The sequence below is a fragment of the Nostoc commune NIES-4072 genome (assembly GCF_003113895.1).
Lineage (GTDB): Bacteria > Cyanobacteriota > Cyanobacteriia > Cyanobacteriales > Nostocaceae > Nostoc > Nostoc commune.
Genome location: NZ_BDUD01000001.1, coordinates 4,460,332 through 4,486,136 on the forward strand (window position 1 = coordinate 4,460,332; position 25,805 = coordinate 4,486,136).

24 protein-coding genes are annotated in these 25,805 nt (G+C 43.0%); 15 read left to right on the forward strand and 9 right to left on the reverse strand.

What is annotated here, in order from left to right:
* Positions 1-75: 75 nt before the first annotated feature.
* Positions 76-1,131, reverse strand: a complete 1,056-nt coding sequence (locus tag CDC33_RS19680) for an NAD(P)-dependent alcohol dehydrogenase (protein ID WP_109009968.1) — start codon at positions 1,129-1,131, stop codon at positions 76-78.
* Between the two features lie 622 nt (positions 1,132-1,753).
* Between CDC33_RS19680 and tatA the strand changes: the two genes are divergently transcribed.
* Complete coding sequence (gene tatA / locus CDC33_RS19685) at positions 1,754-1,927, forward strand: twin-arginine translocase TatA/TatE family subunit (RefSeq protein WP_109012645.1); 174 nt, start codon at positions 1,754-1,756, stop codon at positions 1,925-1,927.
* 36 nt (positions 1,928-1,963) lie between these two features.
* Here the strand turns inward: tatA and CDC33_RS19690 are convergent, their stop codons facing one another.
* The 3 genes from CDC33_RS19690 to CDC33_RS19700 form a co-directional block, all read right to left on the reverse strand.
* Positions 1,964-3,073, reverse strand: coding sequence for an RNA-guided endonuclease InsQ/TnpB family protein (locus tag CDC33_RS19690; RefSeq protein WP_109007771.1), 1,110 nt, complete (start codon positions 3,071-3,073; stop codon positions 1,964-1,966).
* 87 nt (positions 3,074-3,160) lie between these two features.
* The gene (gene cphA, locus CDC33_RS19695) at positions 3,161-5,866 is read right to left on the reverse strand and encodes a cyanophycin synthetase (RefSeq protein ID WP_109009969.1); all 2,706 of its coding nucleotides are present in this window, start codon (positions 5,864-5,866) and stop codon (positions 3,161-3,163) included.
* Between the two features lie 467 nt (positions 5,867-6,333).
* The gene (locus CDC33_RS19700; protein ID WP_100898664.1) at positions 6,334-7,197 is read right to left on the reverse strand and encodes a cyanophycinase; all 864 of its coding nucleotides are present in this window, start codon (positions 7,195-7,197) and stop codon (positions 6,334-6,336) included.
* A gap of 585 nt (positions 7,198-7,782) precedes the next feature.
* On the opposite strand from CDC33_RS19700, the gene trmD reads away from it, so the two are divergent.
* The 7 genes from trmD (at position 7,783) to argH (ending at position 15,564) form a co-directional block, all read left to right on the forward strand.
* Complete coding sequence (gene trmD, locus CDC33_RS19705) at positions 7,783-8,532, forward strand: tRNA (guanosine(37)-N1)-methyltransferase TrmD (RefSeq protein ID WP_109009970.1); 750 nt, start codon at positions 7,783-7,785, stop codon at positions 8,530-8,532.
* A 59-nt stretch (positions 8,533-8,591) separates the two neighbouring features.
* Positions 8,592-9,074, forward strand: coding sequence for a 2-C-methyl-D-erythritol 2,4-cyclodiphosphate synthase (ispF, locus tag CDC33_RS19710; protein WP_109009971.1), 483 nt, complete (start codon positions 8,592-8,594; stop codon positions 9,072-9,074).
* 5 nt (positions 9,075-9,079) lie between these two features.
* Positions 9,080-10,882 carry an ABC transporter substrate-binding protein gene (locus tag CDC33_RS19715; protein ID WP_109009972.1) on the forward strand — a complete coding sequence of 601 codons (1,803 nt, stop codon included), beginning with the start codon at positions 9,080-9,082 and terminating at the stop codon, positions 10,880-10,882.
* Positions 10,883-11,060: 178 nt separating this feature from the next.
* The gene (locus CDC33_RS19720) at positions 11,061-12,878 is read left to right on the forward strand and encodes an ABC transporter substrate-binding protein (RefSeq protein WP_109009973.1); all 1,818 of its coding nucleotides are present in this window, start codon (positions 11,061-11,063) and stop codon (positions 12,876-12,878) included.
* Positions 12,879-12,950: 72 nt separating this feature from the next.
* The gene (gene larB / locus CDC33_RS19725) at positions 12,951-13,739 is read left to right on the forward strand and encodes a nickel pincer cofactor biosynthesis protein LarB (RefSeq protein ID WP_109009974.1); all 789 of its coding nucleotides are present in this window, start codon (positions 12,951-12,953) and stop codon (positions 13,737-13,739) included.
* Between the two features lie 106 nt (positions 13,740-13,845).
* Positions 13,846-14,055 (forward strand): hypothetical protein, encoded by a 210-nt coding sequence (locus tag CDC33_RS19730; protein WP_109009975.1) that lies wholly within the window; start codon positions 13,846-13,848, stop codon positions 14,053-14,055.
* 123 nt (positions 14,056-14,178) lie between these two features.
* Positions 14,179-15,564, forward strand: coding sequence for an argininosuccinate lyase (argH, locus tag CDC33_RS19735; RefSeq protein ID WP_109009976.1), 1,386 nt, complete (start codon positions 14,179-14,181; stop codon positions 15,562-15,564).
* 262 nt (positions 15,565-15,826) lie between these two features.
* On the opposite strand, the gene CDC33_RS38930 is transcribed toward argH, so the two are convergent.
* On the reverse strand, positions 15,827-15,991 hold the full coding sequence (locus CDC33_RS38930; protein ID WP_167407613.1) for an Asl3888 family RNA-binding protein: 165 nt from the start codon (positions 15,989-15,991) through the stop codon (positions 15,827-15,829).
* A gap of 747 nt (positions 15,992-16,738) precedes the next feature.
* Here CDC33_RS38930 and CDC33_RS19740 point away from each other — a divergent pair.
* Positions 16,739-17,233, forward strand: coding sequence for an NUDIX hydrolase (locus CDC33_RS19740; protein ID WP_109009977.1), 495 nt, complete (start codon positions 16,739-16,741; stop codon positions 17,231-17,233).
* 199 nt (positions 17,234-17,432) lie between these two features.
* Positions 17,433-18,275 carry an alpha/beta fold hydrolase gene (locus tag CDC33_RS19745; protein ID WP_109009978.1) on the forward strand — a complete coding sequence of 281 codons (843 nt, stop codon included), beginning with the start codon at positions 17,433-17,435 and terminating at the stop codon, positions 18,273-18,275.
* On the opposite strand, the gene CDC33_RS19750 is transcribed toward CDC33_RS19745, so the two are convergent.
* The 3 genes from CDC33_RS19750 to CDC33_RS19760 form a co-directional block, all read right to left on the reverse strand.
* On the reverse strand, positions 18,267-18,641 hold the full coding sequence (locus CDC33_RS19750; protein ID WP_439956619.1) for a type II toxin-antitoxin system VapC family toxin: 375 nt from the start codon (positions 18,639-18,641) through the stop codon (positions 18,267-18,269). The two genes, CDC33_RS19745 and CDC33_RS19750, sit on opposite strands and share 9 nt — an antisense overlap.
* Before the next feature lie 98 nt (positions 18,642-18,739).
* Entirely contained in the window at positions 18,740-19,207 is a 468-nt protein-coding gene (locus tag CDC33_RS19755; protein ID WP_109009979.1) for a hypothetical protein, read from the reverse strand.
* An 82-nt stretch (positions 19,208-19,289) separates the two neighbouring features.
* On the reverse strand, positions 19,290-20,114 hold the full coding sequence (locus tag CDC33_RS19760) for a pantothenate kinase (RefSeq protein WP_439956620.1): 825 nt from the start codon (positions 20,112-20,114) through the stop codon (positions 19,290-19,292).
* 155 nt (positions 20,115-20,269) lie between these two features.
* Between CDC33_RS19760 and CDC33_RS19765 the strand changes: the two genes are divergently transcribed.
* The 5 genes from CDC33_RS19765 (at position 20,270) to CDC33_RS19785 (ending at position 25,125) form a co-directional block, all read left to right on the forward strand.
* Positions 20,270-21,994, forward strand: coding sequence for a diflavin flavoprotein (locus CDC33_RS19765; protein WP_109009980.1), 1,725 nt, complete (start codon positions 20,270-20,272; stop codon positions 21,992-21,994).
* A gap of 152 nt (positions 21,995-22,146) precedes the next feature.
* Positions 22,147-23,859 (forward strand): diflavin flavoprotein, encoded by a 1,713-nt coding sequence (locus CDC33_RS19770; RefSeq protein WP_109009981.1) that lies wholly within the window; start codon positions 22,147-22,149, stop codon positions 23,857-23,859.
* A 315-nt stretch (positions 23,860-24,174) separates the two neighbouring features.
* Positions 24,175-24,453, forward strand: coding sequence for a BrnT family toxin (locus CDC33_RS19775; protein ID WP_181374084.1), 279 nt, complete (start codon positions 24,175-24,177; stop codon positions 24,451-24,453).
* Entirely contained in the window at positions 24,434-24,676 is a 243-nt protein-coding gene (locus CDC33_RS19780; protein ID WP_109009983.1) for a hypothetical protein, read from the forward strand. Before CDC33_RS19775 ends, CDC33_RS19780 begins: the two co-directional genes overlap by 20 nt.
* 65 nt (positions 24,677-24,741) lie before the next feature.
* Positions 24,742-25,125, forward strand: a complete 384-nt coding sequence (locus tag CDC33_RS19785) for a nuclear transport factor 2 family protein (protein WP_109009984.1) — start codon at positions 24,742-24,744, stop codon at positions 25,123-25,125.
* Between the two features lie 101 nt (positions 25,126-25,226).
* Here CDC33_RS19785 and rbp read toward each other — a convergent pair whose 3' ends face one another.
* The gene (gene rbp, locus CDC33_RS19790; RefSeq protein WP_109009985.1) at positions 25,227-25,550 is read right to left on the reverse strand and encodes an RNA-binding regulator; all 324 of its coding nucleotides are present in this window, start codon (positions 25,548-25,550) and stop codon (positions 25,227-25,229) included.
* Positions 25,551-25,805: the final 255 nt, after the last annotated feature.

Consider the following 25,805-nt stretch of genomic DNA (forward strand, 5'->3'; position numbering starts at 1 on the left):
TTGGTTTTTCTTACACCCTAAAAAGCAAAGGATTCAGGACTGTTCATCAAAAGCGACAATAGCATTTTTTTACTGTCATTCTTCCTTCAGCGATGCCATGTCAATCACAAAGCGGTATTTCACATCGCTTTTTAGCATCCGCTTGTATGCTTGGTTGATCTTCTGAATCGGGATAAGTTCGATGTCACTGACGATATTGTGTTCAGCGCAAAAGTCGAGCATTTCTTGTGTCTCCTGAATCCCGCCAATCATCGAACCGGCAATTACTCGGCGCTTAAAAATCAAGTTACCGATGTTAGGTGATGGGTGCGGATTTTCCGGTACACCAAGCAAGCACAGCGTACCACCACGCTTAAGCAACTGAGTGTACGCGTCCAGGTCGTGCGATACCGAAACCGTGTTGAGAATGAAGTCGAAGCTGTTGATATGCTTGTTCATCTCATCGCTGTTTTTTGAAATGACAACCTCATCGGCTCCAAGGCGCTTGGCATCTTCGGTCTTACTTGACGACGTTGTGAACAGCACAGTGTAAGCACCAAAAGCGTGAGCTAATTTTAGCCCCATGTGTCCCAACCCACCAAGCCCGACGATACCCACCTTATCGCCTTTGCCAACTTTCCAGTAGCGTAAAGGCGAGTACGTCGTGATCCCCGCACACAATAAGGGTGCGACGCCAGCGAGATCCAGTTTTTCCGAAACGCGTAGCACGTAATTTTCATCCACGACAATCTGGTTTGAATAACCCCCATAAGTCGTTTTCCCTGTCTGCTTCTCTGGGCTGTTGTAGGTGAAGATAATTTCATTATCACAGTACTGCTCAAAACTCTCACGGCAGTTTGGACAGGTGCGACAAGAATCGACCATACAACCAACGCCCGCAGTCTCGCCTACCTTGAACTTGGAAACCTGCTCACCAATCTTCACTACACGACCAACGATCTCATGTCCAGGTACGACAGGGTAAACCGTATTTTTCCACTCATTAGCGACTGTATGCAGATCCGAGTGACACACGCCACAGTAAAGGATCTCGATTTGTACGTCGTGCGGCCCTAACTCTCGCCGTTCAAAAGTGAACAATCCTAGTGGTGTACTTGCACTTTGGGCTGCGTATCCAACACTCTTAATCACAGATAATCTCCTTTTTGCTAAATTGTTTCATAGGTATTGTGAACCTTATTCAAAGTTTTCTGACTCAGTTCCTCGAAACTGCTCATATACTGCAATTAACAGACCAAAATTGTTCCTACTCAGTATTAAATGCTAGGACAGGGGAGTGCCTCTCCTCTACCCAGATTCGTTTCGATATTTCCCGAACAATGTCCCTGATGATTCCGGCTTTAACGAACTTTGGGGGTTTAAGTCCCCAGCAAGATAGGCAGCACGTTTTGTGTCGGGGTCTAAATCCCCGTCACAAAACGTAATTGCGAATTGCGTTAGCGGAGCGGGGCGTTAGCCCATTGCGAATTGCGAATTGGTTTAATAGCTCCATGAAAATGAGTATAAAGGAAGTCAGACTGGTCTGAGTCACCATCATAAGTATGAGACAGTAGACGAAGTAGGTGGAGGAGGGGGAGCAGGAAAAAAATTCTACTAATCGTGTTGGATGGAACAATTGAGTAATTTAATTTTTTGAATTCCCTAAAGTGCTTATAGTATGTTGTTTAGCAAAATTTTTTGAAGATAGCAGAACTTATGGAATTTGCGCCATCAATGTCTATATTTAATTACAGAAGCCTTAGAGGAAATTTATATGTTTGGACTGGGATGGCCAGAAATAGCTGTAATTACCATAGTCGCTGTTTTAATTTTTGGCCCAAAAAAAATTCCCGAACTGGGAACTGCACTGGGCAAAACCCTACGAGGGTTTAAGGAGGAGATGAAAACTCCCAGTGACGAAATCAATCAGGAAGAAGAAAAACAATAGTCAACCGCCCCACCCACAAGGGGATGGGGCTTGTAACTAACCGACAGAATCGGCTGAAACATACGGCATATTGACTGATGCCTGCTCCTGTGTCCCTAACTGGGTAGAGGAGAGAATATAGTCGTCCCGAACATTCTTGGCAGCATTGAGATCCGCGTGTGTCCGATGTCCACAATTTTTGCAATGAAATCTGGACTTGTGCCGATTTGTTCTTCGGATGTGCTTACAAATATTGCATTTTTGGGAGGTATAACGAGGATCTTGGTGTACTACTCGTTTTCCCAACGCTTCTGCCTTGTAAGCCAAGAACTGCTCTTGCTGATAGAACGCCCAACTACCCAACCATTTATTCATTTTCTTGCCGCGTCGCTGAGTGCGAATACTGGACAAGTCCTCTAGTACAAAAACCGCAATTAAGGGTTGGTTGACTAACTTTTTACTTACACAATGGTTCGTATCCCGCATGAACCGCTTCTCGCGTCCAGACATCGCCTTTAAACGACGTTTGGCACTGCGAGTGCCTTTTTGCTGGAGTTTACGACGATTATGTAAATAACGTCTTTGTACTTCCCTGATTTTAGAAGAACTGAAAAATTGACCATCATTGGTAACAGCTTGATGATACAAGCCTCGGTCAATTCCTTGAATTTGTCCTTCTATCTGTTGCGGGTCTTCTGTCTCAAAAACCAATCTCACCCAGAATTGCTTGGTGTTGTTAGTACAGGTAACAGTTGCACCGCAAAATTCCCAAGTTTCAAACACTTCTTGAAAATATTCAGGAACATCAAGAATTAAAGTGACTCGTTTCCCAATGCACGAGAGGGTTAATTGCTTTCCTCTTAGCGTCATTGTGCGTTTATCGTACCTTAATCCCGATGTTGGTTTTTTCTTGGGAATGCTCTTGAATTTTGTAGCTTTGATAGCTTCAAGTGCGTTATCTCTGATTGTTTGCAATAGCGCAGAAGGCACACACGGATACTGAACTCTTAACAAGTGATACAGTTCCTTGTGTGCCTTATTTTTGTTGTAACTACTCTTAGCAATAGCCCAGTCAACGTGTGCGTTAAATATCTCTGCACACTGGTTCATCAAAGGTAAAAATTTATCCGATGGTAAATCAACTGGGATACTAACAGTACGTTTCATGTAGATTCTACTGGCTTGTAGTAAGCAATAATCACAGCTTCATAAAAGTAATCAGAATACAGGAGTCAGCGCCCTGACTCCTCCTGACTACAGTAATGTATTAACAACAGAAGAAGGTGCTATTCCATTTTGAGAATCGATGACAGTTGTGCCAGTATTTTGTTGGTGTGTCTCTTCTTTGGCTAAACCACGCAGCTTAATTAACTTAATAGCTCGTGTAACGCTTTCTGGTAAAATTACCACCAGACTGTTATCAGGAGCCATGTCTAAGCCTTTATTTATCGCTTGGGTTTCATCCAAAATTGATTCGTAGCGGCTATCAGGTTTAACTTCGGTGATGCCTTGAATAATCAACTGGGCGGCTGAACCCCGTAAGCGTCCCCGTGTGTCATCGTCTTCTTTGACGATGATGTAGTCAAAAATTTGTGCTGCTAATTTGCCTAATGTAACAAAGTCTTCGTCGCGGCGATCGCCTGGCCCACCAATTACGCCAATCCGTTGTCCTGTAGTCCAGTTCCGTACAAAGGAACCTACAGCTTCGTAACTGGCTGCGTTGTGGGCATAATCTACTAAAGCGTGGTAGTTGCCTAAATTAAATAAGTTCATCCGTCCTGGTGTTTGACTAACTGAAGCCCGGAAGGTCTTCAAACCAGCACGAATCTGCTCAATAGTGACGTTTTGCACGAATGCTGCCAAACTTGCTGCTAAAGCATTGGCAATCATAAACGGCGCTCGACCGCCCATTGTTAAAGGTATATTTTCTGCTCTTTCTATCCTGTGTGTCCAATCACCTTTAACAATTGACAAATAGCCATTTTCATATACTGCTGCTACTCCGCCCTTTTGGATGTGCTTTCGCACTAATTCCGAGTCGGGGTTCATTGTAAAGTAAGCAATATTAGCCTTAGTTTTTTCTGACATGGCGGCGACTCTGCGATCGTCGGCATTAAGTACCGCATAGCCATCAGGGAATACGGCTTCTGCTACTACACTCTTGAGGTTAGCTAACTGCTCAATTGTATCTATATCGCCGATTCCTAAGTGGTCGGCAGCTACATTCAACACCACTCCCACATTTGCGGCTTCAAAGCCCAATCCAGAGCGGAGAATGCCACCGCGAGCCGTTTCCAGTACCGCTACTTCTACTGTGGGATCTTGAAGGATGACGTGGGCACTTTGGGGGCCTGTGTTATCGCCAGCTTCTACTAAGTAATCACCGATATATGTTCCATCGGTAGTAGTATAACCAACTACTTTACCAGTCTGTTTATAAATATGTGCTAGTAGTCGGGTTGTAGTAGTTTTACCGTTAGTACCCGTGATGCTAAGGATGGGGATTTGTCCAGATTGCTCGTTGGGAAACAGCATATCCATTACTGCGCCAGCGACGTTACGGGGAATACCCACGCTTGGGGCAACGTGCATTCGGAAGCCGGGAGCGGCGTTAACTTCGACAATCACGCCATCAACTTCCCGCAGGGGACGGCTAATATCCGTGGTGACGATATCGAGTCCGGCGATATCTAAACCGATAATCTTAACTACCCGTTGTGCCAACCAAAGATTTTCTGGGTGAATTTCATCGGTACGGTCTACGGCACTACCACCTGTACTTAAGTTTGCCGTTGCTCTGAGATAACAAATAGTCCCCTTGGGTGGCACGCTGTTTATGGTATAGCCTTGCCTTTCTAAGAGTTGGTAGCTGGTGCGGTCTAGTTCAATCTTGGTTAGGACGTTATCATGTCCTTCACCGCGATTTGGGTCTAGGTTTGTTTCCTCAATGAGTTCGGCGATGGTTGATCTGCCATTGCCAATCACATGAGCCGGGACGCGTTCGGCTACTGCTACTACTTTGCCATTTACTACTAGTACCCTATGGTCGCGTCCAACATAATATCTTTCGACAATAATTGACCGGGAAACCTGTCTAGCGGCTTCGTATCCTGCTTCAGCTTCTTCCCAAGTTCTAATATCAATGGTGATCCCCCGTCCATGATTGCCATCCAGGGGCTTGATGACGATAGGATAGCCGCCAACGAATTCAATGGCTTGTTCCAAATCGTCTAAGAAGTTGATCACTGTACCTCTGGGTACTGGCGCACCAGCAGCAGCAAGGATGCGTTTAGTGGCTTCTTTATCGCAAGCTAGTTCTACGCCCAGAATGCTGGTGTTGTCCGTCATTGTGGCCTGCATCCGCTTCTGATTCACGCCGTAGCCCAGCTGAATCAAAAAGCGGGCTTCCAGAGACATCCAGGGAATACCTCTTTTTTCTGCTTCTTTGATGATCGCTTCAGTGGACGGGCCTAAGGAAGCATCACGGGTGAAGTCTTTCAGGTCTTGGATATCTTGCTCTAGTTCTGCTTTGGGATAACGCCCTCGATCAACGATACTCTGACACAGCCGTACTGCGGCTCGTCCAGCGTAGCGTCCCGCTTCCTCGTTCTGATACTCAATTACTACTTGATAAATTCCGGGTGTGGCAGTTTCGCGGGTGCGACCAAAGCCAACATGCATACCAGCTAATTCCTGGAGTTCTAGGGCTACGTGTTCTACGATATGACCAATCATAGTGCCTTCTTTGACTCGCATCAGAAAACCACCACGACAGCCAGGAGAACAATAATGACCCTCCAGACTCGGCAGCGCCTCAACTAGTCCTTCATAAAAGCCAGGGATTTCATTCGAGGGCGTCTCGGCAAGGTTTTCTAAATCGAGGCGCATGACGATCAGCTTGTGGCGTCGAATGCTCCAATAGTTTGGGCCGCGTAAGGTCTGGATCTTGAGGATTCTCATGGGAATAGGTAGATGGAGATTCGGAACCAAAATTCTAGTTTCTTACTGGAATTGACCGCTAAACTGTTCGTTGCAAACAGTTTTTTCTTTTTACATACTATTCTCATCATTTTTCTACAACAAGAAATAAATGTGCGGTCAACCTCTAACAGGATTTTAGATTTATGATTTTGGATTAAAAGAGACAATTAGGGTACTTAGCTCTCTTAATTTTAGATTTACGATCGCAAAGGCTTAACGAGTCGTTGATGGTTTTTTAGATTTCTTTCGCCCACTTGGCGGCATCTGCCAAAAAGCTCTTTTAATCTAAAATCCGTCTTGAAAAGCTTGTTAGGTCGGTAAACCAACGCCACTTGCTACAACGCGGGGAACCCGCGCAACGCAGTGGCTCTTCCTTACAACTTTTTGCAAAATCCAAAATCTAAAATTTGTGGCCAACTCAGTGTAACCTCAGATACTTTATCCCGTCAGCTGGAGATCCGGTGTACAGCAGGCAATACAGTGCGCTGGTACAAGTGGAAGCGATCGCCGTAGCTGAGGATATGGAGACGTAAATTATGTACTGTTAATGGTTCATTAGCACCAACATGGGGTTCGTTGGTGTGGGTGGCTTCAGTGGGATCAACAATGGTGACACTGCCTTTACCCATAACTTGTAACCAACCATCACGTTCAAATACTGCACAAGTATCTTCGTCAATGCCAATACCTAAGCGATCAGGGTGAGCTGCGATCGCACTTATCAGCCGCCCCATCCGATTACGGTTGTGAAAGTGTTGGTCAACGATGACTTCAGGAATAAACCCTAAACCCGTTGCCATATCAACTAGGGAACGATTTGGCGATTCTCCACTACCGCCACCTGCAATCATGTGATGCCCCATCACTGCTGCTCCTGCACTCGTGCCTGCTAAGGTTAGTTGCCCCGCCCTCACACGCTGGCGAATAATTTCCATTGCTGGTGTATCTGCCAATACACCACAGAGACGCAGCTGGTCGCCTCCTGTCAAAAATACCCCACTACAGGCTTCTAAGGATGCTTTGATCTGGGAGGATTCACACTGTTCTCGTTCGCGGATATCTAAAATCTCTACCTTCTGAGCACCCATTTCTTCAAAAATGCGAATATACCTACCACCGATGATGGCCGGTTCGCGAGAGGCAGATGGAATAATTGTAATATAAGCCTTACTAGCACCGGCGCGTCCAAAAAAAGTTCGGAGGATTTCGCGTCCATGAACTTTATCTTCTGCACCTCCGATAACCAGAACGGCGGTTTTAGTTGCTTGGGGTGTCCTCATTTCTAGCGATTTAGCTTGTAATTGCGGCATTGTGTTTCTCCTGTCAACAACTTCAGGAGCCATCGCCTTGGACGGGTTCCCCGGCTTGTGGCGAATGGCGTGTGAATTTAACAAGGTTCAGTTGCAGCCATGATTTTTGCGCTTTGCAACTTTTGAGAGGACACTTTTTGGAAGTTTGGAACTGGGTAAGCTACTCTCTAAATTTTCGCTTAACGCTCGCGTTGCCTCAGTCTAAACGTGTTCGTTCCCATTCCTCAAAGCCAGTGCCTTGTTTTTCACCTGTCCATTTGCAGCAGGGCAAAATAGTCTTTATGGGGCTAAATTCCCGCTTTGGCATTGAGGACGAGCAGTTAAGACTACGCTTTTTTCTGAGACTGGCTCGATGCATCCTGGAAGTTGTTAACTTGATAAGATTATTAATTTAAATGTACTTGTGACAACATTTAAACATAAATTAAGTAATTAGAAAAACTTTTAATCCCATCTAAAATCCAAGAGGTCTGGTAGTTTTAGATACTATTGATAAAGTTTAACTGGAGTTTGACCCGAATGGCGGCTTGTTGATGTTTGCTAGACATTCACTCTTTAGATTAGTGTCCTTGAATACGAATAACTGTGCGCTTTGATATAGTTACGCTTTTTCCTGACTGTTTTAACTCTGTTCTCAACTCTGGTTTGCTAGGTAAAGCCTTAGCCAAACAGATTGCCGAAGTGCATCTGGTTAACCCACGGGACTTTACCACTGATAAGCACCGGAAGGTGGATGATGAACCCTACGGCGGCGGCGTTGGGATGCTAATGAAGCCAGAACCTATTTTTAACGCTGTGGAGTCGCTGCCAACTTTACCCCGAAGAGAAATAATTTTGATGAGTCCACAGGGTCAAACAATTAATCAACCTCTTTTAAAAGAATTGGTGACAAATTACGACCAGTTAGTAGTTATTTGCGGGCATTACGAAGGAGTGGATGAGAGGGTGCTACATTTGGTAACTCGTGAAGTATCTTTAGGAGATTTTATTCTGACTGGCGGAGAAATTCCAGCAATGGCTTTGATTAATGGCGTAGTGCGGCTGATCCCAGGAACCGTAGCTAAAACGGAGTCCCTCACAGCAGAAAGTTTTGAGGAAGGGTTATTGGACTATCCCCAATATACTCGTCCTGCCAATTTTCGCGGTTTAAAAGTGCCTGATGTCTTGCTCAGTGGGAATCATGCCGCGATCGCCCGGTGGCGTTACGAGCAACAAATTCAAAGAACCCGCGATCGCCGTCCTGATCTCCTGGATAAATGGAAGCAGGGGGCAGGGGGCAAGGGGGCAGAGGGAGCAGGGGGAGCAGGGGAGGCACGGGAGAATAATAATTCCTAACTCCTAACTCCTAACTCTTAACTCCTAACTAATGACTAATGACAAATGACTAATGACAAATGACTAAAATTCGTATTGGTAACGGCTACGATATTCATCAACTGGTGAGCGATCGCGCTTTGATTTTAGGTGGAATTGAAATTCCTCATGAACTGGGTTTATTGGGTCACAGTGACGCTGATGTGCTTACCCACGCGATTATGGATGCCATGCTTGGGGCATTATCTTTGGGGGATATTGGTCACTATTTTCCACCTAGCGATCCTCAATGGGCGGGAGCAGATAGTTTAGTACTATTAAATCAAGTACATCAACTGATTCGGGATCAAGGTTGGCAGGTGGGAAATATTGACTCGGTGGTAGTAGCAGAACGTCCAAAATTAAAACCGCATATTCACAATATGCGCGATAAATTAGCAGCAGTTTTAGAATTAGAAGCAAATCAAATTGGCATTAAAGCTACCACCAACGAAAAATTAGGCCCAGTTGGACGTGAAGAAGGTATATGTGCTTATGCTGTTGTCTTGCTTTTGAAAGAATAAAAATTATGAAATATTTTCCAATTTTTTACATAATTAAGCGTTTTTTCTTACCAATAATTCTGGTTTTGACAACAGCAATTACAATTACCGCGTGCAATCCATCTAACTTTAAAACCGCAGCTGCACAAGTTCCTCAGTTGGTTCTTTCTACTACCACTGATCCTAAAACCTTTAACTTAGCCCTCATCCAAGAATCTCCCAATATTTCTGGTTTCACTTATGAAGCATTAGCCACTCAAAACGGAATAACTAAGGAAATTCAGCCAGCTTTAGCTGAATCTTGGGAACTTTCCCCCGATAAACTGCGGTTTGTCTTTACTTTGCGAGAAGGATTGAAGTGGTCGGATGGTCAGCCATTAACAGCCGATGATGTCGTTTTCTCTTTCAATGACATCTACATGAACAAGCGCATTCCCACTTATACCCAAGATGCTCTTCGCATTGGTATCAGTAAGGCTTTTCTCAAAGTCCGCAAAATCGATGAACGCCGGGTAGAATTTATTCTGCCAGAACCGTTTTCTCCTTTTTTGCGATCAATTGCAGCAGGAGTAGGAATATTACCAGAACACGCCTTGCGTGCAGCTGTGGAAGCTAAAAACTCTAACGGTAAGCCAGTGTTTATGTCCACTTGGGGAACCGACACAGACCCCAAAAAAATTATTGTTAATGGCCCTTACACAATCGAGAGTTATTCAGCCAATCAACGCGTAACATTTCGGCGCAACCCTTACTACTGGCGTCAAAAAGATGCACAAGGAAAACAACTGCCATATATTGAGCGTATAATTTGGCAAATTGTGGAATCGCCTGATACAGCTTTGCTGCAATTTCGTTCTGGAGGGTTAGATTTACTAGAAATTGGCCCTGGAAGTTTTCAATTGCTCAAGCGTCAAGAAAAGCAGGGTAACTTTACTATTAAAAATGCTGGGCCTGACACTGGGACAAGTTTTATAACTTTCAATCTCAACAAAGGTAGTCGCAATGGCAAGCCTGTTGTAGATCCTATTAAGTCCCGCATTTTTAACAACGTTGCTTTTAGACAGGCTGTCGCCTACGCGATTGATCGCCAAACGATGATCAACAACACTTTGCGGGGATTGGGTGAACCGCAAAACTCTCCGATTTCTGTTCCTAGTCCTTATTATTTGTCTCCAAAAGAAGGTTTAAAAACTTATGATTACAATCCAGAAAAAGCTAAACAACTTTTACTAGGAGCAGGATTTAAATACGATGATAAAGGTCAACTGTTGGACGCGGATGGGAATCGAGTCCGCTTCACAATGATGGCTGTTGCTGGTAATAGACCGACAATCACACCTAAAATTCAACAGGATCTCGGCAAGATAGGTATTAAAGTTGATTTACAATTTCTTGACTTCAGTATTATTGGAGAAAAAATCTCTAACACCCTAGATTGGGAATGTTGGTATGGAGCTATTACTGGTGGTATTGAGCCGCAAGATGGTTTCAATGTCTGGTCTGTAGATGGTAACTTTCATGTATTTAATCAGAAAGCTCAAGCCGGACAATCCCCAACCGTCGGTTGGAAAGCTACAGATTGGGAGCAGAAAATTGAAGACCTATACATTAAAGGTGCAAGAGAGTTCGATGAAACAAAACGCAAAGCTATCTATGCAGAAACACAACAACTCTCACAAGAGTATCTGCCTTTTATTCACCTATTCAATTCTCTAGCTTTAGTAGCGGTGCGTAATACCATTGAGAACATAAAATACTCGGCGATAGGAAGTTACAATTGGAATCTTTATGAACTCAAAGTAGCAGAAGATAAAAAAGTTAGTCATTAGTCATTAGTCATTAGTCATTTGTCATTTGTCATTGGTCATTTGGCTTAGTTAGTCTCTTTGTCTCTCTTTATCTCTCCCTACCTCCCCTGCTTCTCCCATTCCTCACTTGCTACTTCCCTTTATGCAATCAAGGCAGAACATGAAGTGTATTATGCAAACAGTTTAGTCTTTCAGTTCTATGATTTTTGCCCTCTTGCCTAACCGCCACCGTGGGTTTGTGGTTTTAGCAATATTCAGTCTATTTTTGATTTTTCAGATAGCTCTTATTAGTTGCAACCCAACTAATTTTAAGAGTAAAGCGGCGCAAGTATCGCAATGGGTTACAAGCACTATTGGCGACCCGAAAACTTTTAACTACGCCTTCAATCAGGAATATCCTCATGTTTTTCTGTTCACGACTGAAGGACTAACTACCCTCAATGGTATTACAGGCAAAATTGAGCCAGCTTTAGCGGTATCGTGGGATATTTCTGACGATAAAAAGCGAGTCGCTTTTACTTTGCGAGAAAACCTGAAATGGTCAGATGGCGAACCGCTTACCGTAGATGATGTTATTTTTACCTATGAGGATGTGATTTTCAATCCACAGATTCCTACTGATTGGAAAGATGGTCTGAAAATTGGTTCTAGTGGTAGTTTTCCTAAAATCAGAAAAATAAGCGATCGCCAAATTGAATTTATTCTACCTGAGCCTTTTGCTCCTTTCCTTTATACCACAGCCGGAGCATCAACAAATTCAGTTGGTATTTTGCCAAAACATGCTTTAGCTGAATCATTGAAATCTAAAGATACTAAAGGTAATTCCAAGTTTCTATCTACTTGGGGAACAGATACAGAACCCAGTAAAATTATTGTTAACGGTGCTTATAAAATAGAAAGTTATACTCCCAGTCAACGTGTGGTATTTCGGCGCAATCCTTATTACTGGCGCAAAGATAGCCAAGGAAATCAGTTACCATATATTGAACGTATTGTTTGGCAAATTATTGAATCTACAGATACAATAATTCTTCAGTTTCGCTCTGGAGGATTAGATACAGTTACTATTTCTCCTGAAAACTTTTCACTACTTAAGCGCGAAGAAAAGCGGGGAAAGTTTACTATCTACAATGGAGGCCCGGAATTCACCAATACTTATATTTCATTTAATCTCAACAAAGGTCGGCGGCAAAACGGACAGCCTGTAGTTGACTCAATTAAATCCCGTTGGTTTAATACCGTTGCTTTTAGACAAGCAGTTGCTTATGCACTCGACCGTCAAACAATGCTAAATAACGTTTTTCGGGGGATTGGTGTGTTACAAAATTCGCCGATAGAAATTCAAAGTCCTTACTATTTTCCTCCAGAAAAAGGTCTTAAAGTTTATGAATATAATCAAGAAAAAGCGAAAAAATTACTATTAAGCGCAGGTTTTAAATATAATGAGAATAAACAGTTACTAGACGCTGATGGTAATCGGGTGCGCTTCAGTTTATTAACGAATGCTGAAAATAAAACTCGTGTTTTAATGGGAGCGCAAATTAAGCAAGATTTGAGTAAAATTGGCATTCAAGTTGATTTTAATCCAATTGCTTTCAATACCCTTACAGACAAACTTTCTAATTCTCTCGATTGGGAATGTTATCTGCTAGGCTTTGTTGGAGGGATTGAACCAAATGACGGGGCTAATGTTTGGTTACCGGAAGGTGGATTACACACTTTCAATCAGAAACTTCAAGCAGGACAAGAATCACTTATTGGTTGGCAAGTTGCAGATTGGGAAGCGGAAATCGGTCGTCTTTACATTAAAGCAGCACGAGAGTTAGACGAAGTAAAGCGCAAAGAGATTTACGCCGAAACGCAACGCCTCTCTCAAGAATATTTACCTTACATTTATTTAGTGAATCCTTTATCTTTGATAGCAGTGCGCGATCGCATCCAAAACGTCAAATTCTCTGCACTTGGTTCCCAAAAAGGAACGTTATGGAACAAATATGAACTGAAAATCACAGAATAGAGTTTAAAGTATTAAAATCTCCGCCCTTGGTGGCACGTTTGGGAACATTTATAAAATTCAAACAACAGACCAGTGTCTCAAAATGAAACTTTGCGATCGCTCCTCGAAGCGGTTGCCAATGGTAAAGTTACCCCAGATACGGCATTCGACTCACTCAAAGATTTAACTTATGAATCTGTGGGTGAGTTTGCCAAAATCGACCATCATCGCCAGCTAAGAACTGGTTTCCCAGAGGTTATTTGGGGCCCCGGTAAGACTCCTGACCAAATTGCTCAAATTATCGAGGTGATGCGCCTCCGTAATCCGGTGGTGATGGCAACTCGCATTGAACCAGCAGTTTATACAGCACTGGAATCAAAAGTTAACGGTTTACGATATTACGAATCGGCACGAATTTGTGCGATCGCTCCTTCTACCATCGAACCACAATTTGGGGGTGAAATCGGCATTCTTTCTGCTGGTACTGCCGATTTACCCGTTGCTGAAGAAGCTGCTGTCACTGCTGAACTTTCCGGTTTTCGCGTCCAGCGCCTCTGGGATGTTGGCGTTGCGGGGATTCACCGTTTATTAAGTAACCGCCACCTGATTGAGTCCGCATCGGTGTTGATTGTCGTAGCGGGGATGGAAGGCGCTTTACCCAGCGTTGTTGCGGGTTTAGCGAGTTGTCCTGTAATTGCCGTACCCACCAGTATCGGTTATGGTGCGAGTTTTGGTGGATTAGCACCTTTATTGACAATGCTTAACTCTTGTGCTGCGGGAGTAGGCGTAGTAAATATCGATAATGGTTTTGGTGCAGCAGTTTTAGCGGGGCAAATTTTGCGGACTGCCGAGAAATTGCGGTTGGCATCGGCTGCATCTTGAGTTAAGACATTGAGGTTATATGCAATATTTCAGTAAATCTCAGGAATTTATCTAAAAAATAAACTGATACTGAATTTTGCCACCTCCAACCTCTTAATCATCAAATATGAGTCATTACAGTGATTTGATATCTCGGTTATATTGGCATTTGCCTGTAAATTTGACAGCACTACTAGCACAAACAATTACCGATCCAGACTTGATGGGTCAGGTTGAAAAATCTTGGCGTCACTTTATACAAACAGGTCAAGTATGGGCATTGTTGATTGGTTTAGTCATTGGCTATATGATTCGGAATCTAACTAGCTATGGTTAAATCTAGAGGGAATAGGGAGTAGGGAGTAGGGAGTAGGAAATTAGGAAAATTGTCTTCCTCTCTTCCCAAATCATTACTCCCCATTCCCCACTCCCCACTCCCCTCATAATCCTCATAATATTTATGACCAAAGAAGAAACTTGGAGCCAGAGGTTTGAATCAGCATTGCATCCAGCGATCGCTCGTTTTAATGCCAGTATAGATTTTGATATTGAATTAATCGAATATGACTTGACTGGTTCTCAAGCCCATGCTAAAATGCTTGCTCACACGGGCATCATCTCCACAGAAGAAGGAGAGCAACTGGTTGCAGGTTTAGAACAAATTCGCCAAGAGTACCGCCAGGGTAAATTTCAGCCTGGTGTTGATGCTGAGGATGTACATTTTGCAGTTGAACGACGATTGACAGAAATTGTCGGCGATGTGGGTAAAAAGGTGCATACGGCGCGATCGCGTAATGACCAAGTTGGTACAGATACCAGACTCTACCTCCGTGACCAAATCCAACAAATTAAAAGGGAATTGCGAGAATTTCAAGGGGTTTTACTGGATATAGCTGAAAAAAACGTTGAAACCCTAATTCCTGGCTATACGCACCTACAACGCGCCCAACCCCTGAGTTTAGCTCACCACCTCTTGGCATACTTTCAAATGGCGCAACGCGACTGGGAACGCTTAGGAGACGTTTCTCGCCGCGTGAATATCTCACCTTTGGGGTGTGGTGCTTTAGCTGGAACTACTTTCCCCATCGACCGCCATTACACAGCTAAACTCCTGAATTTTGACGATATTTATGCTAACAGCCTCGATGGAGTGAGCGATCGCGATTTTGCGATCGAATTCTTGTGTGCTGCTAGCTTGATTATGGTTCACCTCAGCCGCCTTGCGGAAGAAGTCATTCTTTGGTCATCAGAAGAATTCCGCTTTGTTACCCTCAAAGATAGCTGTGCCACAGGTTCCAGTATCATGCCCCAAAAGAAAAACCCCGATGTACCAGAACTCGTGCGGGGGAAAACGGGGCGTGTATTCGGTCATCTCCAAGCAATGTTAGTGATTATGAAGGGGTTACCCCTGGCGTATAATAAAGACCTGCAAGAAGATAAAGAAGGTTTATTTGATAGCGTCAACACAATCAAAGGCTCTCTCGAAGCCATGACGATTTTGCTCAAGGAAGGTTTGGAATTTCGTACCCAACGGTTAGCAGAAGCTGTGGCGGAAGATTTTTCTAACGCTACCGATGTAGCAGATTATCTGGCAGCACGGGGCGTTCCTTTCCGGGAAGCTTATAATCTTGTGGGTAAGGTGGTAAAAACTAGTATTGCCGCAGGCAAACTCCTAAAAGATTTGAAATTGGAAGAGTGGCAACAACTACATCCGGCATTTGCAGCAGATATTTATGAGGCGATATCCCCTCGTCAAGTTGTAGCAGCCCGCAACAGTTACGGTGGTACTGGCTTTGTACAGGTTCGCAAAGCACTCATCGCTGCCCGCGCTCAATTAGTTCAATAGAAGGAGTGAGGAGTAAGAATTTTAGATTTTGGATTTTATACCAATTTGAAAAAAGAATGCGACAAATAGACCATTTGTAGAGACGCGATTCATCGCGTCTTTACCCAAGGATGTGTTGGAATTATTAATTGAATTGGTATTAGATTGAAATTTAATCCAAAATCCAAAATTGAATTGCCCAATACCCAAAAATAAATAAGGGCGTACAAATGTGCGCCCTTAAATATAAATAATCTAAATAACAAGGATTTAAGCAAACAACTTATTCAGTGTCAGCTGCTGCTGCTCCTTCTTCTTCTTCACTCTTTGGTGGTCTTTGTTGGAACCTTCTCTGCATTCTTCCTGTAGTAGTTCGTTTACGAAACTTTCTGGCATACGCCTGGTTCCGTAGCGCCTTTTCTTTTTTCGGGTTACGGCGCTTGGCCATGTTCACCTCATTAATAAACAACAAAAAAGTAGCAACTAGGCATCACGTAGGCAATATCAGTTACCAATGTTATTGATATACTTGTAGCCTAGTGCAGCAATAAATACGCTTTAAACAGTGTACTAGTCTATCGCATTCAACCTAGCTCTGTCAATAATAATTTATAATTATCCCCACCAGCTAGACGAAAAGCCCGGAATATAATTATGCGTGACTTTTGAGAGCCAGTTGGTTCTCCCTACAGCCCTTCTCCTAAAAGAGACGCTACGCGTAGCTTGCTTCTTTGGAGGGGTACAACGCTCTTAACCCGCTCAACGCACTGGCTCCTTTTGACTTCTGCCTTGCGGTACTAGTTGTTGTTCTTAGAACAAACTAATCAATATTATTAAGAATTAGGTAACAGTTTCAAACCTCGTTTAATTATCTCTTCTAAATTTTGCATTCAAACTTATCATTGAGATGATTTTTTTTAATGTGTGCTGAAAAATATTAGTGATAGCTGGTTGGGCAAGGCTAATGTTAGTTTTAAACTGAAAAACTTTCTGATTAAACAAACTTTATGTATATATGAATACAGTGCTTCTCTTGAAACTTGATGTTAGAATCAATAATATTCTACGTAAATCGTGAGAATAAAATCTCAAACCGCAAACATTTTTGTATAAAACAAAACTCGATAAAAATTTAATTAGTTGAGTTTATGTAAGTGGTAGAGAGCTATAGAATACAACACAAAAATTTTGAAGATTGAACGTTATTGCTTTTTTTCCGGCAGCTGTGCAGTCCACACGTAGCTTATGGCGTATTGGACAAACAGTATTGGGTATTATATTTCGTCATCCCATTACTGGCACTAGTATCATCCCAATTTTACCTGATGGTCGGATTGTACTGATCCGGCGGCGTGATGATGGTCTTTGGTCATTGCCTGGAGGGATGGTGGATTGGGGAGAAGATATTCCCAATACAGTCCGCCGGGAATTGATTGAGGAAACCGGGCTAGAATTGGTGAAAATTAATCGTTTAGTAGGAGTTTACTCCGCACCAGACCGCGATCCCAGAATCCATTCAATTTGTGTTGTGGTTGAAGCTGAAGTACATGGGACAATGAAAATTCAGGATACTTTGGAAGTTATGGAAATCCAAGCTTTCTCTCCCAATTTGCTACCTTCAGGACAGATGTCTCATGACCATACTCGGCAGTTGCAAGACTACTTGAATGGCTTGACAACACTGGCATAACAATATTTAGTCATTTGTCATTTGTCACTTGTCATTTGCCGCCAAAGTATATGATCTAAGGAAGCTTTTCTACGAGACGCTGGTCGCGTTCGGCTCACGCTTCTGTGTTTGTAATTTGTCCAAAACTAATTACTAATGACTAATGACCAATGACTAATGACTATTTATTATGGTGCTAAAAGTTAACTACTAAATTAAAATGAATACACTATTCCGTAACTCGCGGATAAAGCTCTCTCAAGGGCTGATATTCTGGCGTGAAGTCGGTGAAAAAACTCCTATAATTTTTTTACATGGTGCTTGGAATGAGAGCAGTCAATGGTTATCTGTGATGGAGTCCCTTTCACAAGATTTCCATTGTTTTGCACTTGATTTGTTAGGGTTTGGTGAATCAGAAAATCCGAATATTCATCATTCGATAGATTTACAAGTAGAGTGTTTGGCTGAGTTTTTGCAAGCAGTCAAGCTAGAAAAAGTTTATTTAGTAGGGCATTCTCTTGGGGGCTGGATTGCTGCTAGCTATGCTTTAAAGTATCCAGAGAAACTTGATGGTGTAATATTGCTAGCACCAGAGGGTGTAGAGATAGCGGGACAAGAAGAGTATTGTCGAAAGATGCGGCAATTATTGAATTATCCGTCACTAATAGTTAAATTGTTGCGATCGCTAACTCCTTTCACTAAAATTGTGGGTTGGTATGAAAAAATTGCCCAGGATTTGCAATTACATCAGGAATTATTGCGTTACCCCATAGCTTGCCAGTTACTCTTCAAACGGCAACAATCAGAAATTGAAGCGGAATTAGTGCAAAAGCGGCTTTATATGATAGATGTGCCGGTTTTTATTTTGCAAGGTGGCCAAGATACACCAGATGCTTTAGCTAAGAGTCGGGTTTATGCTCAACTGATGCCGAAAGTCGAGTTGAAAATGATTGCCCATGCCGGAAATGACTTACCAGAATCTTATGCTGGAGTTGTGGCAGTTGAGATTCGGGAGTTTATTCAAGGTATTTTAAAAAACCATAATTTCAACAAATTAAACTAGCTCATTCAGGGTTTGTTGCCAATCCACTACGCATATTCCTTCGCTCTCAAAGCGTGATATGTGTTTCAAGTTTGTTGTCACAACTATGACCTGATTAAAACTCTTTAATTGGAGAATTGCTTGATCAGCAAGAATTACATCACCATCCAAACTTTCATTGCTTGCTGTAGGCTGACCCTGGTTTCGTACCCATGCCCATAATTCGGCTGCTTTTCGCATCGTTTCGGGAGTCAGTGGTATGAGACAAATTTGGCTAAGTTTGTTGAGGCGGTCTATACTCTTTTGTTTTCCTTGTCTTAATAGTTCACGCCGAAGCTCATAATCGGCTATTTCTGGCACACGTATAACAGTTTCAATTTTCCCCAATTATCGCAACCACTGTTGGACTTTTGGGTTTATTTTTGGATGCGTTACTTGACTCAAAGGATGAGTGTCTAGCAATACGGCTCTACTCATCTATGTTTTTAGACTGAGATCCGATTTTGATTCTGTGGATATATTTGTTCATCATATTCCGATTCATCAGTTATCCATTCGTCAACTAATCCTATTACTTTTTCTAAGGTATCATCCACTTTTGCTTCCGATTCAGAAAATTGGGCAAGTTGATTTTGCCTCAATTCTCGTAACCAGATTGGCAAGGGATTTGTTGCATTTGTTCTTGGTGTGTTTATGGTTGCAAGTGCCGCAAGGATGTCTACGTTGTTATTCTGATTACCAATGAATGTAAATCTACTAAAACTCCCATAATATGTAGTACTCTCAGGGATCTGAACCTTACGCCAACGAAACAAAGGTGGTTGACCTTTGCTCAATGGCAACCATTGTCCCTCAATCAAGGCATCGACTCTTGCCCTAACTGCTAGTAATTCTGCGGAAGAAAGGGTATCCAATTGCTGCATAATTACATCTAGCTGTAAAGTTTTGGGCATAGTTTATTTAGGGGTAAACTTCTCTTTTAATTCTATGCTATCTGGGTTTTGGATTGTCTATTTGCCGTGAAAATTCGGATTCCTATTCCTTATGCTCCATTACTATTTCTCGCATTCCCCAAAAAATCAAATTTTGTTCTACAATTAAGCGTGCTGCAATTTCAGGATATAAGGTTTGCAGATAGTTTAGTAATAAAGTGCGATCGCCCCCCTTAATTGCAATCCTCCCATTAGGAAATAATTGCCACCACGCCTCAATAAAATCTTTAATCCCAGCTAATATTGTATAAACCACTCCACTTTGAATAGCTTCTGTAGTATTGAGAGCAAAACGCGATGGTAGAGACGGAAAGTTTTGCATTTCTACTAATGGTAACTGCCCTGTTTGTTGACCGAGAGTTGCAAATTGCAAACCTAATCCCGGCAAAATTGCGCCTCCAACTAGACACTGATTAGCATCCGCAGCAGTAAAAGTTAGCGCTGTCCCAGCATCAATTACCAACATTGGAAAACCCCACGTTTTCCCCGCACCCCACAAAGCTAAAGCGCGGTCAATTCCTAATGTAGGATAAACACCTTTGAGGGATACTTGATCTAAGGTAATAACACGAGTATTTGGATAAGTTTGCCAAATAGCAGTTTGGCTGGGAACTACAGAGGCGACGAGAAGGGGAGGGGGAGATAAGGGAGATGGGGGGGATGAGGAAGTATTTTCTCTGCTAATTTTCTGATGGGGTGGAGAAATTGCCAGTAGTAAATGATCCAGGGTTTGACATTTAGCTAACTGTTGTATGACAGACTCAGCTAAATAGTGCGTATTCCAAGCTGAGTAAAGCTTTTTGCCAATAAATAACGCCCAATGTAGCCGAGAGTTCCCAATTTCCAAAGCTAGCCAAATTTTCCCCATCTCCCTCATCTTCCTTATCCCCCTCATCCCCGTCGGGGGTTTCACACTTTTAACTTTTTTAAGTCAGTTATATGTTTTTTAATAAAAATTAACATTCATCCCGTGTCACAATAAAACAAGAGGAACAAATACTCATTGTGTCAAGGAGGGGAGTTATGGTAGCACTCACCGAAAAAACAGAAAAACGGCTCACCATACAGACAGTGGAAATCGCTCAAGAGACGACGGCTATTCGCTCTCTGGATTGGGATCGCGATCGCTTCGATATTGAGTTTGGTCTGCAAAATGGTACCACCTACAACTCGTTTCTCATCCGTGGGGAGCAGACTGCCTTAGTTGATACCTCCCACGAAAAGTTTCGTCAACTATACTTCAATACGCTCACCGGACTAATCAAGCCAACAGAGATTGATTATTTGATTATCAGCCACACCGAGCCAGACCATAGCGGTTTAGTTAAAGATTTGCTGCTTATGGCTCCGGAAATAACCGTTGTCGGTTCTAAAGTCGCGATTCAGTTTCTTGAAGATTTCGTACATCAGCCATTCAAACGGCGGATTGTGAAAAATGGCGATCGCTTAGATTTGGGCAATGGTCATGAATTTGAATTCGTGATTGCTCCAAATTTACACTGGCCCGATACCATTTTCAGCTTCGACCACAAAACCAAAATTCTCTATACCTGCGATGCCTTTGGGTTGCACTATTGCTCAGATAGCACCTTTGATGAAGACTTGGCAGCTATCGAAGAAGACTTTCATTACTACTACGATTGCTTAATGGGGCCGAATGCCCGCTCAGTTTTATCTGCCCTGAAACGAATGGGTGAACTGAAAACCATTGACATGATTGCCACAGGACACGGGCCATTATTATCTCACAATGTTGAGGAACTAGTGGGACGTTACCGCACTTGGAGCCAAACGCAAGCCAAGCCAGAAACGGTAGTTGGAATATTTTACGTTTCCGAATACGGATATAGCGATCGCCTCGCGCAAGCAATTGCCAACGGTATCGGCAAAACTGGTGTTGCCGTGGAAATTGTCGATTTGGGATCTGAAGTCGATTTACAAGAACTGCGGGAGCTAGTTAGCCGATGTGCTGGGCTAATCGTTGGTTTACCTCCAGCTTCTGGCGCTGCGAGCATTCAAGCTGCACTCAGCACAGTTTTAGGATCTGCCAAAGAAAAACAAGCTATCGGCGTATTTGAAACCGGTGGTGGCGATGATGAGCCAATAGATCCTTTGCTGAGTAAATTCCGCAATTTGGGTTTGACAACAGTTTTTCCAGCAATTCGGATTAAACAAACGCCTACAGAAAATACCTACAAGCTGTGTGAAGAAGCGGGTACTGACTTAGCTCAATGGGTAACACGCGATCGCAGCATCAAAGCTATGAAATCCCTTGGTGCTGACTTAGATAAAGCATTAGGTAGAATTAGCGGCGGATTATATATTATTACTGCCAAAAAAGGCGATGTATCCAGTGCCATGTTAGCCTCCTGGGTTGCTCAAGCCAGCTTCAAACCATTGGGATTCTCCATTGCAGTAGCCAAAGATCGGGCGATTGAATCACTCATGCAAGTAGGCGATCGCTTTGTTCTCAATGTCTTAGAAGAAGGCAATTTCCAACCACTAATGAAGCACTTTTTGAAACGGTTTGCCCCTGGCGCCGATCGCTTTCAAGGAGTGAGAACTCAGCCAGCCGAAAATGGTGCGCCTATTCTTAATGACGCCCTTGCCTACATGGAGTGCGAAGTTATCAGTAGAATGGATTGTGGCGACCATTGGGCAGTATACAGCACCGTCTATGCCGGACGAGTTTCTAAGCCAGATGCTTTAACTGCTGTGCATCACCGCAAAGTTGGAAACCACTATTAGGGACTAGGGATTGGGGAATAGGGACTAGGGACTGGGAAAAAGTTTTCAAATACCCAATCTCAATAATCCCTATTGCCCCTTATACCGTTTAGTGGTAACTAGTTCTACAGCACCCGATCACCAGTACCCAATCCCCAATCCCCAATAAAGCCATGTCAAAAAATAAACCCCGTGATGTTCAAGTTTATCCAATAGCTACAGATACAAGAATACTGCGATCGCGCAGTTGGTCGAGGCTCAGGTTTGAAATTGAATATGCTCTTGCTAAGGGTACAACTGCTAATTCTTATTTAATCGAAAGCGAAAAAACTGCCATTATTGATCCTCCAGGGGAAACGTTTACAGAAATTTATTTAAAAGCGTTGCAGCAGCGTTTCCATCTCGAAGACTTAGATTATGTAATTTTGGGACATGTCAACCCTAACCGCGCTGCAACTTTAAAAGCTTTGTTGAAAATTGCCCCGCAAATCACTTTTGTTTGTTCTAATCCCGGAGCGATTAATTTACGTGCGGCGCTGGAAAATCCAGATTTGCAAATTCTGGTGATGCGGGGCGAAGAAACCTTAGATTTAGGCAACGGACATAATTTACAATTTATTCCCACCCCCAATCCTCGCTATGCAGATCAACTTTGCACCTACGATCCACAAACAGAAATTTTGTACTCAGATAAGTTATTTGGGGCGCATGTTTGTGGTGATCAGGTATTTGATGAAGGCTGGGAAGTATATAACGAAGATCGGCGCTATTATTTTGATTGCCTCATGGCTCCCCACGCTCGTCAAGTTGAGACAGCGCTGGAGAAATTAGCTGATTTCCCCGTGCGAATGTATGCCACAGGACACGGCCCTTTGGTACGCTATGGCTTAATTGACCTGACCAAAGCTTATCGAGAATGGAGTCAACAGCAAACATCTGCTGACTTGACAGTAGCGTTGATTTATGCTTCAGCTTATGGGAATACGGCAACGTTAGCTCAAGCGATCGCTCGTGGAGTTACAAAAGCTGGTGTCGCTGTAGAATCGATTAACTGCGAATTTACTGAACCAGAAGAAATCCGGGCGGCTGTGGAAAAAGCCGGTGGTTTTATCATCGGTTCTCCTACCCTCGGTGGTCATGCACCCACACCCGTGCAAACAGCTTTAGGAATTGTCCTATCCACCGCTACTAACAATAAACTCGCTGGTGTTTTTGGTTCCTTTGGCTGGAGTGGGGAAGCGGTTGATTTAATTGAAGGTAAATTGAAAGATGCTGGCTATCGGTTTGGTTTTGATACCATCCGCGTAAAATTCAAACCCGACGATGCCACTTTACAATTATGTGAAGAAGCTGGAACCGATTTTGCCCAAGCCCTGAAGAAAGCTAGAAAAGTGCGATCGCAGAGTATTCCTGCAACAACTGTAGAACAAGCAGTTGGTCGGATTGTCGGTTCTCTTTGTGTTCTCACAGCAAAAGAAGGCGATCGCTCTAGTGCCATGTTAGCCTCTTGGGTGTCTCAAGCTAGCTTTAGTCCGCCTGGTTTGACCATAGCTGTAGCTAAAGACCGCGCAGTAGAAACACTGACGCATACAGGAAACAAATTTGTCCTCAACATTCTTAAAGAAGGCAATCATTTGGGATTGATGAGGCACTTTCTCAAACCATTCGGCCCAGGACAAGACCGATTTGCTGATGTTGCCACTGAAGAAGCTGAAAATGGTTCTCCGATACTTACAAATGCCTTAGCATATCTTGAATGTTCTGTAAAAAACCGGATGGAATCTGGCGACCATTGGTTAGTTTATGCCACTGTCGAAAATGGCAAATTGTTAGATAGTGATGGGGTGACAGCTGTGCATCATCGCAAGTCGGCAACTCATTATTAATTAGGTATTGGGGACTGGCTATTAGGAAATTCTTACCTAGTACAGGTCGGCGGAAATAAACCGTCCATTCCAGATGAACGAAACGCTTATGTTGTATTCATTTTGGCTTTTGACTTCCGCCTTGCGGTACTAGTCTTTAGGATTTTCTACAATCCCCCCACCTGATTCTAATAATTTAAGAGCTTCAGCCTTTGACATAACAGCCGTAGCAATGAGATCAGATCCTCCGCCCAAACGTGCAAGGATTCTGATAACTTCACCTTAGAGATGAGCAGTTTTATCAACTCTGCATAGCTAATCGGATATGATCTGGTCATGGAGTTCGAGTGGGATAAATCAAAAGCAGCCGCAAATTTGAAGAAGCACGGTGTCAGCTTTGAAGAAGCCAAAACTGTCTTCAGCAATTCTCTGGCAGTTATCTTTGATGATGAAGCGCACTCTATAGATGAGCAGCGAGAAATCATTATTGGTCACTCTCAACAAAATCTTTTGCTATTGATTTTTTTCACTGAGCGTTCCAATGCTATCCGTATCATCAGCGCCCGTCTCGCTACTCGAAGGGAACGTGAAGATTATGAACGAAACGCCTTTTGAAAAATCCCAAAATTCTGATGATGAGCTTCAGGCTGAGTATAGCTTTGATTATCAAAAGGCAAAGCCTAATCGCTTTGCTGCCCGTAGTGGAACGCAACAATTAACAGTTGTGGTATTAGATGAAGATGTAGCTCAGGTTTTCACCACACCAGAATCGGTCAACAAAGTGTTAAGGGCGTTGATTGAGTCAATGCCACAAGCAGCAAACGGCGAAACAGCCTAAAAATCCTGTTGCATCGGGCGGTTGTAAGCCATCTTATCGAAAGCATAATCAACTCCAGCAAGTAGATGAAAGCAAACTATTTAGAGGAATCGCTTTTCCGTGAGTTAGAAGAGCGTTTGCTTCAACCGGATGTACGAAAGTCAGCTAAAGATGTCATGGACTTACTTGCTGACGAGTTCATTGAATTCGGAAGCTCAGGGCGTGTTTTCGATAAACAGCAAATTATCAACAGCTTGCAGAATGAACGCATCGAACCCCTGACGCAAAGATCGATAACAGAATTTAAAACCTTAGTTTTGGCAACAGGGGTTGTTTTAGTAACTTACCGTGTAGTCAAATATATATCTGACGAACAGCCTGTTCATTCGCTCCGAAGTTCCATCTGGAAATTGACCAATGCTCGATGGAAAATGGTTTTTCATCAGGGCACTCTGCTTAGAGAATCATAGGCGCGGCATAACAAGCAACTGTCAGTTTTGCATAAAAAAGGCTCAAGCATTTCTGCCTGAGCCTTTTCTAAATTCAACTAAATGACTTTCGCCTATCTAGTTTAGTAGCGACCACCACCACCACCACGGTTATAGCCGCCGCCACCACCACGATTACCACCACCGAAGGAACCACCTCGGTCTTCTCTGGGCTTCGCCTTATTCACTTTAAGGTCACGACCCAGCCATTCAGCACCATCGAGCGCTTCAATAGCTTTGGTTTCTTCATCTTCTGAACTCATTTCTACGAAAGCAAAGCCGCGTAAACGACCTGTTTCACGGTCAGTAGGTAGCTGAACACGCTTTACAGCACCATATTCTGCAAATACAGCACTCAGCGCATCTTGTGTAACTTCATAGGAGAGGTTACCAACGTAAATTGACATTAAATGTCTCCAAAATCATAAGTTTGTAGAGATTTAGATTTCGGAGAGAAGTCTGTAATACCAAAAGGGAAAAGCCTGTCAATACTAAAAACAAACACTGTCGCCGAATTAATTCTCATTTCACTTCCCATGATGACATAGCAATTAACTTTCTGGGGGAAATTTTCAAAACTGTTATAAAAAGTTATATAGGAATCCGGTTTGATTTATGAAAATATCCGTAGGATGTGTTAGCGACAGCGTAACGCATCAAAC

Coding starts and splice junctions, on each gene's coding strand:
- tatA (WP_109012645.1), top strand. CDS start 1,754: ATGTTTGGACTGGGATGGCCAGAAATAGCTGTAATTACCATAGTCGCT.
- CDC33_RS19690 (WP_109007771.1), bottom strand. CDS start 3,073: ATGAAACGTACTGTTAGTATCCCAGTTGATTTACCATCGGATAAATTT.
- cphA (WP_109009969.1), bottom strand. CDS start 5,866: ATGAGAATCCTCAAGATCCAGACCTTACGCGGCCCAAACTATTGGAGC.
- CDC33_RS19700 (WP_100898664.1), bottom strand. CDS start 7,197: ATGCCGCAATTACAAGCTAAATCGCTAGAAATGAGGACACCCCAAGCA.
- ispF (WP_109009971.1), top strand. CDS start 8,592: ATGACTAAAATTCGTATTGGTAACGGCTACGATATTCATCAACTGGTG.
- CDC33_RS19715 (WP_109009972.1), top strand. CDS start 9,080: ATGAAATATTTTCCAATTTTTTACATAATTAAGCGTTTTTTCTTACCA.
- CDC33_RS19720 (WP_109009973.1), top strand. CDS start 11,061: ATGATTTTTGCCCTCTTGCCTAACCGCCACCGTGGGTTTGTGGTTTTA.
- CDC33_RS19730 (WP_109009975.1), top strand. CDS start 13,846: ATGAGTCATTACAGTGATTTGATATCTCGGTTATATTGGCATTTGCCT.
- argH (WP_109009976.1), top strand. CDS start 14,179: ATGACCAAAGAAGAAACTTGGAGCCAGAGGTTTGAATCAGCATTGCAT.
- CDC33_RS38930 (WP_167407613.1), bottom strand. CDS start 15,991: ATGGCCAAGCGCCGTAACCCGAAAAAAGAAAAGGCGCTACGGAACCAG.
- CDC33_RS19745 (WP_109009978.1), top strand. CDS start 17,433: ATGAATACACTATTCCGTAACTCGCGGATAAAGCTCTCTCAAGGGCTG.
- CDC33_RS19755 (WP_109009979.1), bottom strand. CDS start 19,207: ATGCCCAAAACTTTACAGCTAGATGTAATTATGCAGCAATTGGATACC.
- CDC33_RS19760 (WP_439956620.1), bottom strand. CDS start 20,114: ATGGGGAAAATTTGGCTAGCTTTGGAAATTGGGAACTCTCGGCTACAT.
- CDC33_RS19765 (WP_109009980.1), top strand. CDS start 20,270: ATGGTAGCACTCACCGAAAAAACAGAAAAACGGCTCACCATACAGACA.
- CDC33_RS19770 (WP_109009981.1), top strand. CDS start 22,147: ATGTCAAAAAATAAACCCCGTGATGTTCAAGTTTATCCAATAGCTACA.
- CDC33_RS19775 (WP_181374084.1), top strand. CDS start 24,175: ATGGAGTTCGAGTGGGATAAATCAAAAGCAGCCGCAAATTTGAAGAAG.
- CDC33_RS19780 (WP_109009983.1), top strand. CDS start 24,434: ATGAACGAAACGCCTTTTGAAAAATCCCAAAATTCTGATGATGAGCTT.
- CDC33_RS19785 (WP_109009984.1), top strand. CDS start 24,742: ATGAAAGCAAACTATTTAGAGGAATCGCTTTTCCGTGAGTTAGAAGAG.
- rbp (WP_109009985.1), bottom strand. CDS start 25,550: ATGTCAATTTACGTTGGTAACCTCTCCTATGAAGTTACACAAGATGCG.